The sequence below is a fragment of the Ferruginivarius sediminum genome (assembly GCF_003344765.1).
Classification (GTDB): domain Bacteria; phylum Pseudomonadota; class Alphaproteobacteria; order Kiloniellales; family Rhodovibrionaceae; genus Ferruginivarius; species Ferruginivarius sediminum.
Window position 1 is genome coordinate 137,016 of record NZ_QPMH01000009.1, and the last position, 13,816, is coordinate 150,831.

The 13,816-nt window shown below is 65.4% G+C and carries 14 protein-coding genes; 10 read left to right on the top strand and 4 right to left on the bottom strand.

Translation table 11 applies throughout. The annotated features are described in order from the left end of the window. The first annotated feature begins 175 nt into the window (after positions 1-175). A complete protein-coding gene (locus tag DRB17_RS11530) occupies positions 176-1,798 on the top strand; it encodes a bifunctional aminoglycoside phosphotransferase/ATP-binding protein (protein ID WP_114582355.1) in 1,623 nt (540 codons plus the stop codon). Between the two features lie 54 nt (positions 1,799-1,852). On the opposite strand, the gene DRB17_RS11535 is transcribed toward DRB17_RS11530, so the two are convergent. The 3 genes from DRB17_RS11535 to DRB17_RS11545 form a co-directional block, all read right to left on the bottom strand. Then, positions 1,853-2,212 carry a hypothetical protein gene (locus tag DRB17_RS11535; protein WP_114582356.1) on the bottom strand — a complete coding sequence of 120 codons (360 nt, stop codon included), beginning with the start codon at positions 2,210-2,212 and terminating at the stop codon, positions 1,853-1,855. A gap of 69 nt (positions 2,213-2,281) precedes the next feature. Continuing rightward, the gene (locus DRB17_RS11540) at positions 2,282-3,862 is read right to left on the bottom strand and encodes a sodium:solute symporter family transporter (RefSeq protein ID WP_114582357.1); all 1,581 of its coding nucleotides are present in this window, start codon (positions 3,860-3,862) and stop codon (positions 2,282-2,284) included. A gap of 206 nt (positions 3,863-4,068) precedes the next feature. Continuing rightward, positions 4,069-4,854, bottom strand: a complete 786-nt coding sequence (locus tag DRB17_RS11545; RefSeq protein ID WP_114582358.1) for a DUF2189 domain-containing protein — start codon at positions 4,852-4,854, stop codon at positions 4,069-4,071. A 306-nt stretch (positions 4,855-5,160) separates the two neighbouring features. Between DRB17_RS11545 and ccoN the strand changes: the two genes are divergently transcribed. The 5 genes from ccoN to argC all read left to right on the top strand — a co-directional run bounded on the left by ccoN (position 5,161) and on the right by argC (position 9,525). After that, on the top strand, positions 5,161-6,639 hold the full coding sequence (gene ccoN, locus DRB17_RS11550; protein ID WP_114582359.1) for a cytochrome-c oxidase, cbb3-type subunit I: 1,479 nt from the start codon (positions 5,161-5,163) through the stop codon (positions 6,637-6,639). Between the two features lie 15 nt (positions 6,640-6,654). Then, positions 6,655-7,377: a cytochrome-c oxidase, cbb3-type subunit II gene (gene ccoO, locus DRB17_RS11555; RefSeq protein ID WP_114582360.1), complete on the top strand. Its 723-nt coding sequence runs from the start codon at positions 6,655-6,657 to the stop codon at positions 7,375-7,377. A gap of 19 nt (positions 7,378-7,396) precedes the next feature. Beyond that, complete coding sequence (locus DRB17_RS11560; RefSeq protein WP_114582361.1) at positions 7,397-7,561, top strand: cbb3-type cytochrome oxidase subunit 3; 165 nt, start codon at positions 7,397-7,399, stop codon at positions 7,559-7,561. A gap of 3 nt (positions 7,562-7,564) precedes the next feature. Then, positions 7,565-8,431, top strand: a complete 867-nt coding sequence (gene ccoP, locus DRB17_RS11565) for a cytochrome-c oxidase, cbb3-type subunit III (RefSeq protein ID WP_114582362.1) — start codon at positions 7,565-7,567, stop codon at positions 8,429-8,431. A gap of 134 nt (positions 8,432-8,565) precedes the next feature. Next, on the top strand, positions 8,566-9,525 hold the full coding sequence (gene argC / locus DRB17_RS11570) for an N-acetyl-gamma-glutamyl-phosphate reductase (RefSeq protein ID WP_114582363.1): 960 nt from the start codon (positions 8,566-8,568) through the stop codon (positions 9,523-9,525). 36 nt (positions 9,526-9,561) lie between these two features. Here argC and DRB17_RS11575 read toward each other — a convergent pair whose 3' ends face one another. Then, positions 9,562-9,933, bottom strand: a complete 372-nt coding sequence (locus DRB17_RS11575) for a hypothetical protein (RefSeq protein ID WP_114582364.1) — start codon at positions 9,931-9,933, stop codon at positions 9,562-9,564. 703 nt (positions 9,934-10,636) lie between these two features. On the opposite strand from DRB17_RS11575, the gene DRB17_RS11580 reads away from it, so the two are divergent. The 4 genes from DRB17_RS11580 to DRB17_RS11595 all read left to right on the top strand — a co-directional run. Beyond that, positions 10,637-11,392, top strand: coding sequence for a class I SAM-dependent methyltransferase (locus DRB17_RS11580; RefSeq protein ID WP_114582365.1), 756 nt, complete (start codon positions 10,637-10,639; stop codon positions 11,390-11,392). A gap of 61 nt (positions 11,393-11,453) precedes the next feature. Further along, positions 11,454-12,290, top strand: coding sequence for an SAM-dependent methyltransferase (locus DRB17_RS11585; protein ID WP_161958795.1), 837 nt, complete (start codon positions 11,454-11,456; stop codon positions 12,288-12,290). A gap of 103 nt (positions 12,291-12,393) precedes the next feature. Beyond that, on the top strand, positions 12,394-13,572 hold the full coding sequence (gene metK / locus DRB17_RS11590) for a methionine adenosyltransferase (protein WP_114582367.1): 1,179 nt from the start codon (positions 12,394-12,396) through the stop codon (positions 13,570-13,572). A 106-nt stretch (positions 13,573-13,678) separates the two neighbouring features. Then, on the top strand, positions 13,679-13,816 hold a 138-nt coding region (locus DRB17_RS11595), incomplete at its 3' end, for an adenosylhomocysteinase (RefSeq protein WP_147274887.1).

Genomic DNA, 13,816 nt, shown 5'->3' on the forward strand with positions numbered 1-13,816 from the left:
TTGCGGTTCCGGACAATGCCTCCGATCTGCGAAGGCAGGGAAGAAAAGGCGACGCTGTCTGGAGGATGGCGCGCCCCGACGATGCGTCAAGCTGTCGGCTTGTAGCGGGGGCCGTATGGCGATAGCCCGCCGTGGCCGGAGCATGGCGAAACCTCAACCACCGGGATGCGGATTTATGCAGGACGCTAAAGAGGACAACGCAGCGCATATGGTAGCCGATCAGGAGCCGGTGGCACGGCTGTTGTCGGACCCGGCAACGCACGGGTCCGAGGCGTCGGATGTCAAGCGCCTGGATACCCACGCCTCGATGGTATTCCTGGCCGGCGATCGGGTTTACAAGGTCAAGCGCGCGGTGAACTTTCCCTATATGGATTTCTCCACGCTGGAGAAGCGGCGCCGCGCCTGCGCCAGGGAACTGGAACTGAACCGTCGCACGGCCCCGGAAATCTATCTTGGTGCCTGTCCGGTCCTTCGGGACGAGGATGGCGGCCTGCGTCTCGGCCCCATGGACGCCGAGGGCGCCCGTTCGCCCGAAGGCAAGGAGGCCGTCGAGTGGGCCGTCGTCATGCGGCGATTTCCGCAGGAGAAGCTGCTGGACCGTCTGGCTGACGAGGAAGCCCTCGATGCCGCGACGGTGGATGCGCTGGCCGCCGCGATCGCCGACTTCCACGACCGCGCCGAGTCGGTCGAGGGCGGCGGCGCCGCCGCGTTGGGCTGGGTCATCGCCGAGAACGCGGAGGAGTTCCCGCAAAGTCCCGAACTGTTCCCGTCCGAGGATGCCGAGGCGCTGAACGCGGCCTCCAGGCAGGCGCTGGAGGCGGTGCGCGACCTGTTGGACAGGCGCGCGGCGGACGGACTGGTGCGGCGCTGCCACGGCGACCTGCACCTGCGCAATGTCGTCTTGCTGGAGGACGGCCCCCGGCTGTTCGACGCCATCGAGTTCAACGACGATATCGCCTGTATCGACGTACTCTACGACCTGGCCTTCATGCTGATGGACCTGGACCGGCGGGAACTTGGCTGGGCCGCGAACCGGCTGTTGAACCGCTATCTGCAGGATCGCGACGACCTGGAAGGCCTGGCGGCGATGCCGCTGTTCCTGTCGCTGCGCGCGGCCATCCGCGCCAAGGTGAATGCAAGCGCCCTGGCCGCGCAGCGGGACGCGGCGGCGCGCGAGCGACTGCGCGCCGAGGCCGGGGCGCTGTTCCAGGCCGCCCAAGCGTATCTGAAGCCGGCACCGCCATGCCTTGTCGCCGTCGGCGGCGTGTCCGGCACCGGCAAGACCACGCTCGCGCGAGAGTTGGCGCCGGGACTGGGCGCGCCGCCGGGGGCACTGATCTTCCGCTCGGACGTGGAGCGCAAGCGAATCTTCGGCGTCGGCGAGACCGAGCGCCTGCCCGAGGCCGCCTATCAGGGCCGGATCAACGCGCAAGTGTACGAGCAGATGCTGGAGCGTGCCCGCCGCGCGTTGGTTGCCGGGCGTTCCGCCATCGTCGAGGCGACCTTCCTGCGCCGCGAGGACCGGGCCGAGGTCCGCAAGCTGGGCGAGGCGGCGGGTGTCCGCTACTGCGGCCTGTGGCTGCAGGCGCCGGAACCCGAGTTGATGTCCCGCGTCGCGGGACGCAGTGGCGACGCGTCCGACGCCACGCGGGAGGTCGTCGCGGGCCAGCTCGAACGGGCGCCGAAGGGCGAGGTAGCCTGGCCGTCCGTCGATGCCGGCGGCAACATCGAAACGGTCGCGGCAAGGGCACGGGACACGCTGCGCGAAGCCGGACTGCTTTCGGGTCCGGGTCAGTGATCTCGGCAAAGGGCCACGGTGCGCGCCGGTAACCGCCTGTTGCCCGGCCGGTCCTCAATCGCCGCAGAAATGGCTCGGCTCTTCGAGGATCCCCTGGCGGAGCTTCTCGAACCAGACGCGCGCCGCCCACTTGTTCAACTTGTCGCACAGCACGTCCCTTGCTGGAAGGACGAGCGGTGTCGTGAGCGCAAAGTTGATGGCGGGCGGCGGGATCATATCCAGGATATCGCCTTCCTCCTCGAATTCGTCCCGGTCGGACTTTTCGACATGGTCGGCGAGCGAGAGCGCCAGGAAATTGATGACGGCGGAGAGTTCGGGCGAGTCCCTCTCAAGCCGCTGCATCTGCTCCGAAAGCTGCTTCGTGCTGGCGGCGTGGAGAAGGTCGGCGTATTTCCGGTAATCGTCGGTCCACATTGCAAATCTCCGTCCGGCCTTCGATACACAACGATTCAACGACCGGCGGTGTGGTTGAGTGCGCGCAAATCACAAGAACATGCCAATGGCCGCCAGCATCAGCAGGCAAAGCGCGGCTGCTTGATAGCGATAGTCGCGGTACCAGGCTTCGCCGGGCGTGTCGCTGGCGAGGTCCGAGCGCTGGAAGGACGCGGCCGGCGACGCCGGGGGCTGGGCCGGCGCCGCTCTCGCCGCCGCCGCCATGAGCAGGGCGGCCAGGGCGAACATGCCGACCGCCATGTAAGTGAAATGCAGGGCCGGCAGGCCAAGGCGGGCCCAGAGGCCGGTCACTTCCTTTACAAGGAAAAGCACCATGCCGACGCCCAAACCGCCAAGAAGCGCGGGAAACGCCGCGCTGCGCGGCAGGCGGCGGATGAACAGGCCGCCCAGGTAAACGGCGACGATGGGCGGCACAAGGTAGGCCAGCGTCGACTGGAAATACTCGAACAGCGAGCCAAAGCGCTGGATCAGCGGCGCGTAGAGGGCGGCGACGACAATCAGCAGGCCGGTGAACGCCCGGCCGATGACGAGCAGTGCGGGTCCCGGCGTTCGCGGGCGGAGGCCGCGGACGAAATCCATCGTCAGTAGCGAGGCCGCCGCGTTCATGGCGCTGTCCAGGCTGGACATGATGGCCGCGACGAGCGCTGTCAGGACGAGGCCGCGAAGGCCGACCGGTAAAAGCTCGAACGCCAGCGCGGGGAAGGCGCGATCCGGGTTCTCCAGTTCCGGGAACAGGTGAAGCGCGATCAGGCCCGGCATTACCATCAGGAACACGTTCGGCAGCTTCAGGAGGCCGCCGAACAGCGCGCCCTTCCGCCCCTCGTCGAGTGACCGCGCAGCCAGGGCGCGCTGCACGAAGTACTGGTTCAAGCTCCAGTAGTAGAAGCCGAGGAGGAGGACGCCAAGAATGCCGGGCCACGGCAGGAAGCCGTCGTCCGCCGGGCGTATCAGGGCCAGCTTCGCCGCGTCGAGACTGTCCGTAACGGCATCCCAGCCGCCCGCCTCCCGCAGGCCGAACACCAGGATCAGCACGGCGCCGAGGATGATCAGCACTGCCTGGAGCGCGTCGGTCACCACCACCGCCCGCAGGCCGCCCACCAGCGTGTAGAGCCCGGCGACGATGGCCAGACCCGCGCTTGTCCGCCACAGGCCGAGTTCCGGGAACACCGTGCTGATGACGATGCCGCCGGCATAGAGCGCGCCGGCCATGTCGATGAACAGCAGGGTCACGATGGTGAACAGCGCGAAGACCCAGCGTGAGCGCCGGTCGAAACGCGCCTCGAGGTACTCCGGCACTGTGAACAGCCGCGCGCGGAGGAACACCGGCAGCATGAACACGGCAAGCACGATCAGTACCAGCGTGGCTGTCCACTCGTAATTGAAGACGACCATGCCGTGGCTGTAGCTCGCCCCGATCAGCCCGACGAAGCTGGCCCCCGACATGTTCGAGGCGAAGAGGGAGAAGCCGATCAGGTACCAGGGCAGCGCCCGCCCGGCCAGGAAGTAATCCCCCGCATCCCGCTCCCGCCGCCCGGCCCAGACGCCGACGGCGAGGACCAGGGCGAGATAGCCGGCGATTACGACAAGGTCGATGGCGGTCCAGCGGGACATGGCGGTTCAGTGAGGGCGGCGGAGGTTGGTGGAGACACGCCCCTCCGGCTCACTTGCGGCAGCTTTCCTCCCCGGTGAAGGGGAGGCCGACTGACAAAGCAGAAACGTCACCTTCCCGCCAGAATAGTTGGTCCAAGCCCTGCTGGGGCGTCCACGGCAAGGCCAGCGGCGGAGTTGAAGACCTGCCTCGTTTCCGGCGGCCAACCCTACTCGTGATACGTCACCAGATCCTTGTACGCATACCACGTCGCATGGCCGATCAACGGCATGGCGACGGCGAGGCCGATGTAGAAGGTGACGAGGCCGGCGGCGGTGAACAGGACGATCAGGGCCGCCCAGATGCCCATCGGGATGATGTTCTGGCGCACTGCCTCGATGCTGGTCACGATGGCGGTGGCGACGTTCACCTCGGGCCGGTCGAGGAGCATCGGGATCGATACCGCAGAGATCGCGAAGACCAGGGCCGCCAGGACGGCGCCGACGCCTACGCCGACGATCAGGAAGGGGATCGATTCGGCGCTGAAGAACACCTCGGCCACGAAATTGTCGAGGCTCGGCGGCGCGTAGCTGAAGAACAGCGCGAAGATCAGCGTCGCCAGGCGGATCCAGGCCAGGAGGAACAGCATCAGCGCCACGCCCATCAGCACGATCTGGCTGGTGTTGCGCTGGATACCGCGCACGGCGTCGGCCAGGGTCGCCGATTCGCCCTCGCCCTGGCGGCGGCTCACCTCGTAGAAGCCGACGGCAAGGATCGGGCCCATCAGCATGAAGCCCGCCGAGAGCGGCAGGACCAGATAGAAGAGGCCCAGGAACCACAATGCACCCAGCACGATGAAGCCGATCAGGGTGAAGATCAGCCCATAGGCGATGCTGACCGACGGCGTACGGCGCATATCCTGCCAGCCGCAGGCCAGCCATACCCACGGCCGGTCGGCCGCGATGCGATGGATGCGCGGGGCGGGCCCGCCGAAGACCGTGACCGTGTCGCTCATGACGCTTCGCTTCCCTGCATTGGCGCCGGGCCGGCCATGGCCCCGGCGGCTATCCCTGTCCCGGATGCGGCACTGCGCCGCGGCGAATCCGCTCGCGGCACCCTTTCCGGGCATGCATTCGAATTATAGCATCCATTCCCGCTTGCACTACGCCGCGAGCGTGCCTCGCCGGCATTGACGCATGTCAATGTCGCCGCACGGCGTTCCGGTGCATCAGTCGCATGGATCAATCGAGGATGGCGCCGGTGCGCACCGCGCCGCGTATTGCCGGTCCGCCATCCGTTGTCCCATCCTGAGGGGGAGTTCATGGCCCAGTCCGCCGTTGCCTCTGCCGAGCGCGTCACCGCGCGGGAGACCTACAACGAGGATGTCGTCCGCCTGTTCGTCCTGGCCACCATGTTCTGGGGCGTGGCCGCGTTCACGGTGGGCGTGTTCATCGCCCTGCAGCTGGCATATCCCGAGCTGAACCTCGGGTTTGCCGAGACCACCTTCGGCCGGCTGCGGCCGCTGCATACGTCGGGCGCCATCTTCGGTTTCGGCGGCAACGCGCTCTTCGCGACCTCCCTTCACGTGGTGCAGCGCACCTGCCGGGCGCGGCTGTTCGGCGGCGACGAGACGGCGCTGTTCCTGTTCCTGGGCTATCAGGCCTTCCTTGTGATGGCCGGCCTAGGCTACGTCTTCGGCATCACCCAGTCGCGCGAGTACGCCGAGCCGGAGTGGTACGTCGATCTGTGGCTGGCCATCGTCTGGGTGGCCTACCTGGTGGTCTACGTCGGCACCATCATGAAGCGCCGGGAGCCGCACATCTACGTGGCGAACTGGTTCTTCCTGGCCTTCATCGTGACCATCGCGATGCTGCACATCGTCAACAACCTGGCGGTGCCGGTCAGCATCTTCGGCACCAAGAGCTACTCGCTGTTCAGCGGCGTGCAGGATGCGATCACACAGTGGTGGTACGGTCACAACGCGGTGGGCTTCTTCCTGACCGCCGGCTTCCTGGGGATGATGTACTACTACATTCCCAAGCGCGCGGAGCGGCCGGTCTATTCCTACCGCCTGTCGATCATCCACTTCTGGGCGCTGATCTTCCTCTACATCTGGGCCGGGCCGCACCACCTGCACTACACCTCCCTGCCCGACTGGACGCAGACCCTTGGCATGGTGTTCTCGGTGATGCTGTGGATGCCGTCCTGGGGCGGCATGATCAACGGAATCATGACCCTCTCCGGCGCCTGGGACAAGCTGCGCACCGACCCCGTGCTGCGCTTCCTCGTGGTCTCCGTCGCCTTCTACGGGATGAGCACCTTCGAGGGCCCGGTGATGTCCATCAAGCCGGTGAACGCGCTCTCGCATTACACCGACTGGACCATCGGCCACGTCCACTCCGGCGCGCTGGGCTGGGTCGCCTTCGTGTCCTTCGGTGCGGTCTACTTCCTGGTGCCGCACCTGTGGAAGCGCGAGCGGCTCTACTCGCTGAAGCTGGTCAGCTATCACTTCTGGATCGCGACGGTGGGCATCGTCCTCTACATCACCTCGATGTGGATCTCCGGCATCATGCAGGGCCTGATGTGGCGGTCGTACGACCGGCTGGGCTTCCTGCAGTACTCCTTCGTCGAGACCGTCGAGGCGATGCATCCCTTCTATGTGATCCGGGCGCTGGGCGGGATATTCTTCCTCACCGGCGCGCTGATCATGGTCTACAACCTGGTGCGCACGATGCGCGGCGAGGTGCGCGAGGAAACGCCCGTACTCGCCGGCCGTGCCGCCGCCCGTCCGGCCGAGTAAAGGGGGCGCGACGCCATGCACTGGCATGCCCGTATCGAGAAAAACGTCATCCTGCTGCTGGTTCTGACGCTGATCACCGTGTCCATCGGCGGCATCGTCGAGATCGTGCCGACCTTCACGATCGAGAGCACCATCGAGAAGGTGAAGGGCGTCCGGCCCTACTCGCCGCTGGAGCTGGCCGGGCGGAACATCTACGTGCGCGAGGGCTGCTACACTTGCCACAGCCAGCAGATCCGCACCTTCCGTGACGAGGTGGAGCGCTATGGACACTACTCGCTGGCGGCGGAGAGCATGTACGACCATCCCTTCCAGTGGGGCTCCAAGCGCACCGGGCCCGATCTGGCGCGCGTCGGCGGCAAGTACTCGAACGACTGGCACGTCGCGCACCTGAAGGACCCGCGCTCGGTGGTCCCGGAATCGATCATGCCGCCCTATGCCTTCCTGGCCGAGACGCCGCTTCGCATGGACGACGTGAACGCGCACCTGGAGGCCAACATCGCGGTGGGCGTGCCCTACAGCGAGGCGATGCTGGAGAACGCCCGCGCCGACCTGCGCGCCCAGGCGAACCCGAACGCCGACACCGAGGGCCTGCTAGAGCGCTATCCCAAGGCCGAGGTGGCGGACTTCGACGGCAATCCCGGGCAGTTGACCGAGATGGACGCGCTGGTCGCCTACCTCCAGATCCTGGGCCGGATGGTCGATTTCGCCGATTACGGCACCGAAGAGTTGGCGCAGTAGCAGACGAGGGGGCCAAGCGATGGAGTGGCTGCAGGATTTCGCCATCTGGCTGCGCCAGCTCTGGGTTCTCTGGCTGATGCTGTTGTTCCTGGGAGTCGTGGCCTGGGTCTACTGGCCGCGCCGGAAGGACAAGCTCGAGCGGCATGGGCGCATCCCGCTCGAGGACAACAACGAGGAGACGTAAGCGATGCCGACCAAGGTCGAGAAGGACTCCCTGACGGGCCAGGAAACGACGGGCCACGAATGGGACGGCATCAAGGAACTCAATACGCCGCTGCCGAAGTGGTGGTTGTACGTGTTCTACGCCTCGATCATCTTCTCGGTGATCTACATGGTCCTCTATCCGGCCATCCCCTCGCTCAGCGGCTATACCGAGGGCCTGCTGGGCTGGGACCGCAGGGCCGAGCTGCGCGAGGAGATCCAGGAAGCCAACGCCGCCCAGGCCCAGTTCGTCGACCGCATCAAGGCCTCAGAGCCGCGGCAGATCGCCGAGGACAACGAACTGCTGAACTTCGCGATGGCCGGCGGCCAGGCCGCGTTCGCCGACAACTGCGCACCGTGTCACGGGCAGGGTGGTGCCGGGCGGCCCGGCGGCTATCCCACGCTGGCCGACGACGCCTGGATCTGGGGCGGCACCATGGAGGCCGTGCACCACACGATTGCCTACGGTGTGCGCAACGAGCACGAGCAGAGCCGGCAGTCGATGATGCCCGCCTTCGGCAATATCCTGGACCGCCAGCAGGTCGAACAGGTCGCGACCTACGTGTACTCGCTGTCGAACGACGTGACGGACCAGGCGGCGGTGCAGGCCGGGCAGGAGATCTTTCAGCAGAACTGCGTCGCCTGCCACGGCGCGAACGCCCAGGGCAACAACCAGCTCGGCGCGCCCAACCTGTCGGACGCGATCTGGCTCTATGGCGGCGAGAAGGCCGATATCGTGGCGCAGATCGCCAAGCCCAAGCACGGCAACATGCCGGCGTGGTCCACCCGCCTCGACCCGGAAACGGTCAAGATGCTGGCGGTCTACGTGCACTCCCTCGGCGGCGGCCAGTAGGGCCCGGCGTCGCGGCTTTCCAAGGCGGGCGCGGTCTTGCGGATTCGCGCCCGCTTCCCAACCTGATCCCGTTGTGACACCATCGCGCCGCCGCCGACGGGCGGCGCGACTCGGCGTACAGGGACAGTACGATCATGACTTACACGGTTTTCATCGACGGCGAGGCGGGAACGACCGGCCTGCAGATTCGCGAGCGGCTGGCCGGGCGCCCGGAAATCCAACTTCTCAGCCTGCCGGATGATCGCCGCAAGGACCGTGAGGCGCGCGCCGAACTTCTGAACCGCGCCGACGTGGCCATCCTGTGCCTGCCGGACGAGGCCGCGCGCGAGGCCGTGGAATTGGTGGAGAACACCGATGCACGCGTGCTCGACGCCTCCTCGGCGCATCGCGTGAACCCCGATTGGGCCTACGGTTTCCCCGAGATGGTGGAAGAGCAGGCCGAGCGCATCGCGAACGCGGCGCGGGTCAGCAATCCCGGCTGCTATCCCACTGGCGCGGTCTCGCTGATCCGGCCGCTGATGGAGGCAGGCGTTCTCTCTTCCGATGCGGCCATGAACGTTCATGCCGTTTCCGGCTATTCCGGCGGTGGGCGCAAGCTGATCGAGAGCTACGAGGGGCCGGAGGCCGCCTCGGCGCCGCCGTACAAGCTCTACGGCCTCAGCCTGGAGCACAAGCATGTGGGCGAGATGCGGGTCCACGGCGGCCTGTCGCACCAGCCGATCTTCGTGCCCAGCGTCGGACGCTTCCGCCAGGGGATGATCGTGCAGGTGCCGCTGCATCTCTGGGCGCTGCCGGGGCGGCCGGCGCCCCAAGATATCCACGACGTTCTGGCCACTCACTATCGGGGCCAGCGCTTCGTTCACGTCGCCGGCCTGTCGGAGAGCCGCGGCTTGAAGGAGCTTCAGGCAGAAACGCTGAACGGCACCAACGACCTGCGCCTCTACGTCTTCCCGAACGAGGCCGGTGACGAGGTGCTGCTGTGCGCGGTGCTGGATAACCTTGGCAAGGGCGCTTCCGGCGCGGCGGTTCAGAACCTGAACCTGATGCTGGGCCTGCCGCAGGAAGCGGGGCTGGAAAGCCGTCTGGCGGCGTAGGCGGGTGGCATCCGGCCACTCGTGGGGTGCCCCCGGTTACACGGCGATGCCGTTCTTCAGCGGGATCGTGGTGCTGTCGGCCTTTTCGAAGATGGCGTCGACGGCCGCCACTCCTTCGGAATCCTTCTCGCAGGTGTCGGGATCGAGGCCGAGGCGTTCCCAGAACTCCTGCCATAGCGGCCCCTGGCGCACGAAGACCCAGTCACGCCGGTTCCGGTCGACCTCCAGAAGGCCGAGCACGTGCAGCTTCTCCCAGTTCACCTTCTTCAGGGAAAGCTGCCCGGAATCCTCCGCGCGTTGCTTGACCTCCCGCAGCTTCTCGTAGGTCGCCGGCAGAAAGTACAACAGACGTGCCTGATAGATCGTCACCGCCCAGTATTTCTGGCCGTAGACGTCCTGGCTGCTCATACCCGTCCCCCTGTTCGCGACACTCTTTGTCCGACCGTGCGGACCCGGTCCCGGCGTTAGCCGAGGTGCATGGTGGCGTCTCCCATTCCTGCCGCGGCCAGACGCTGGCACCGCCGCCGCCATTGAACGCAGCACCGCCTGGATTGCAACCCCTATCCCGCATCGCGGGATAAAACTGTCGGGAAATATTTATTTGATACGGAGTCTGTCACAGATTTCATTTTAAGGCCACCGTACCGCCGCGCTTGCACGTTTGCGGCATGATGTCGTAGATAAGCGACTGTATGGCGCGATTGAGATCAATCGATGGAAAGGAGAGGCCATCGGAAAGGCGGAAATTCTTTTTCGCGCTTCCAGATAGCTGGAAAAAATTACGTATATCAACGACTTATAAGGATAAACCCGACCATTTTTGAGGAGATCAGAATTCAGGGCTTGCATTTTTAAAATATCTTCGTTCAATGCATGTCATGCTTACGATCCGTTAGAGCGAATTCGAACGAAAGCCTGAGACAGGCTGGTTCGGACCAAGAAATAATGTGTGGCCGGCTCCATCATTGCCAAGTTCAATTTGGCAAGCGCTGGCGTGTGTCTAACGGTTCGTTGCAGCGCGGAATAAGCCGCGCGCCGGCGCCAGGCTGGCTGCCAGGGCGTGCGGGCCGAGCCCGCGGCATACCGAAACCTATCGAAGCTGGAGGCTTTCATGCGCAGCGACATCTACAAGCGCGAGTACACGCGGGAGTTCGTTTCTCGCTGGGATTCCCTCATTGGCTGGGACGGCCGTGCGGCCGGCGAGGACGGCTTCTTCGAGCGCCTGCTGGAGCGCCACAACTGCCGTCAGGTCGCCGACATCGCCAGCGGTACGGGCTTCCACGCGATCAAGCTTGCCCATGAGGGCTTCGAGGTCACGGCGACCGACGGCTCTGCCAACATGGTGCGCAAGACCGAGGAGAACGCTGACGAAATGGGTGTCGAACTTGCCGACACCCGCGTCGTCGACTGGCGCGAGCTGGACCAGGTGTTCGGTGCGAACAAGTTCGACGCCCTCGTTTGCCTGGGGAACGCGTTCACCCATCTTTTCGACGAGGATGGCCGGCGCAAGGCGCTGGACGCCATGCTGACCGTGCTGAAGCCGGGCGGCCTGGCGGTCATCGACCACCGGAACTACGACAAGATCCTGGACCACGGCTACAGCTCGAAGCATCAGTACTACTACAAGGGGGATGGCGTCGACGCGCGTCCCGTCGAGGTGTCCGAGGAGGCGGTGCGCTTCGAGTACTCCTATCCGGACGGCAACAAATTCCACCTGACGATGTTCCCCCTGCGCCAGCACTACATGACCAAGCTGCTGGAGGATGCGGGCTTCTCCAACATCAAGCGCTACGGCGACTTCTCGCCCAGCTTCGATCCCGACGACGTCGACTTCGTGCAGCAGGTCGCGTTCAAGCCGCGAAATTGATCGCGGCGTGACGCGCCACTTTCGAAGTACGTCCAATTGCCTGTGGAGAACAGCTGTACCCATGCAATACAAAGACCCGAATGATGTCCGGCGCGTCGTCAGTGAGACAAAAGATTACTACGACGGGCCGGCGAACGAGATCTATCGCCACATCTGGGGCGAGAACATTCACATCGGCTACTTCGAGGAGGACAACGAATCCTTGCCCGAAGCGATGCTGCACTCGAACGAGCGGATGGCTGAGGGCGTGGCGCTCGGCAACGGGGACCGCGTCCTCGATGTCGGCTGCGGCTATGGCGCGCTGGCCCGCTTCCTGGCTCGCAACTACGGTTGTCACGTCGTGGCGTCGAACATCAGCGACCGCGAGCTCGAATGGGGTCGCGAACTGACGGCCGAGGAGGGGCTCGGCGACAAGGTCGAGTTCGAGTGGGCGGACTTCCACGACTTGCCGTTCGAAAAGTCGGAATTCAACTATTACTGGTCGCAGGAGGCGTTTCTTCACGCTGTTGACAAGACCAGGGTGCTTCGGGAAGCCTCTCGCGTCCTTGCACCCGGGGGGCGGATCGTGTTCACCGATCTGCTGGTGCGCGACGGCACGCCGCAGGAAGACCGGGAGCGTATCTACGAGCGCGTGAAGTCGCCGGACATGTGGGACAGGCACCACTACGAATCGGCCCTCGCCGACGCCGGTCTGACGGTCGAAACCCACGAGGACTGGTCGGACAACGTGGCGCCGACCTACGCCTGGGTCCGCGAGCAGCTCGAAGAGCGGCGCGAGGAGTTCGAGAACCGGATCGGCGTCGAAGCCGTGGACCGGACATCGGCCGCCTTGCAGTTCTGGGTCGACGCTGCCAACGCCGGCAAGATCGGCTGGGAGTATTTTGTCGCCCGGAAGTAGCACCACGCCTCATTGTGCGAGTGACATTGGAGCGACACTCTTATAAGTTGTAAGGGTAGTAGGAAACTCCCTTGCGTGACGACATCAATTCAGGAGGCTATGAATGGCCAACGGATACATCCTGACGTCGGAATCCGTCGGTCCGGGCCATCCGGACAAGATTGCCGATCAGGTTTCGGACGCCGTGCTCGACGCGATCCTCGAGCAGGACAAGACCGCGCGGGTCGCATGCGAGACGCTCGTGAACACGGGCCTCGTGCTGCTGGCCGGCGAGATCACCACGACCGCGCAGGTGGATTACGCTCAGTTGGCGCGCGACGTGCTTGTCGACATCGGCTACGACGACAGCAAGTACGGCATCGACGGCCGTAGCTGCGCGGTCATGGTGGCGCTGGACAAGCAGTCGCCCGACATCGCGCAGGGCGTGGACGAGGGCGCGGGCCTGGATCTCGATCAGGGCGCCGGCGACCAGGGCCTGATGTTCGGCTATGCCTGCCGCGAGACGGAAGAGCTGATGCCGATGCCGATCCAGATCGCCCACCGCCTGACGCGCCAGCAGGAGAAGGCGCGCCGCAGCGGCCAGGTGAAGGGCCTTCGCCCGGACGCCAAGTCCCAGGTGTCGGTGCGTTACGAGGACGACATCCCGCGCGCCATCGACACCATCGTGCTCTCCACGCAGCACGACGAGGACGTGGCCTACGAGCAGCTCAAGGAGCAGGTGATCGAGGAGATCATCAAGCCGGTGGTCCCCACCGACATGATTTCCAAGGACACTCGTTATCTCGTGAACCCGACCGGGCGTTTCGTGGTCGGCGGTCCGCACGGCGACTGCGGCCTGACGGGGCGCAAGATCATCGTCGACACCTATGGCGGTATCGGCCGTCACGGCGGCGGCGCGTTCTCGGGCAAGGACCCGTCGAAGGTCGACCGCTCGGCCGCCTATGCCGCGCGCTACGTGGCCAAGAACGTGGTCGCCGCGGGTCTGGCCGACGTCTGCGAGGTGCAGCTCAGCTACGCCATCGGCGTGGCGCACCCGACCTCGGTGCACGTCAACACGCAGGGGACGGCGAAGATCCCCGAGCGCCGGATCGAGGAACTGATCCGCGAGCACTTCGACCTGCGGCCGAAGGGCATCGTTCAGATGCTCGACCTACTGCGGCCGATTTACCGGCCGACGGCCAGCAACGGCCACTTCGGGCGCCCTGAGGACACATTCTCCTGGGAGCGCACCGACAAGGCCAAGGCCCTCAGCGCCGAGGCGCCCGCTGCCGCCGCGCAGTAAGGCAGCCTGACAACGGCGCTTCAACCGGACGCGTGCAGGCCTGCTCCGCCGTGTCGGAGCGGGCCTGCGTGCATCCGAGCTTCACGAATTCACGCCAGGAGGCGATATGACCGAGCTTAGCCAGTTCACGGACTACAAGGTGAAGGATATTTCGCTTGCGGAGTGGGGCCGCAAGGAGATCGATATTGCCGAGACGGAGATGCCGGGTTTGATGGCGCTTCGCGAGCAGTACGGTGGTGAGAAG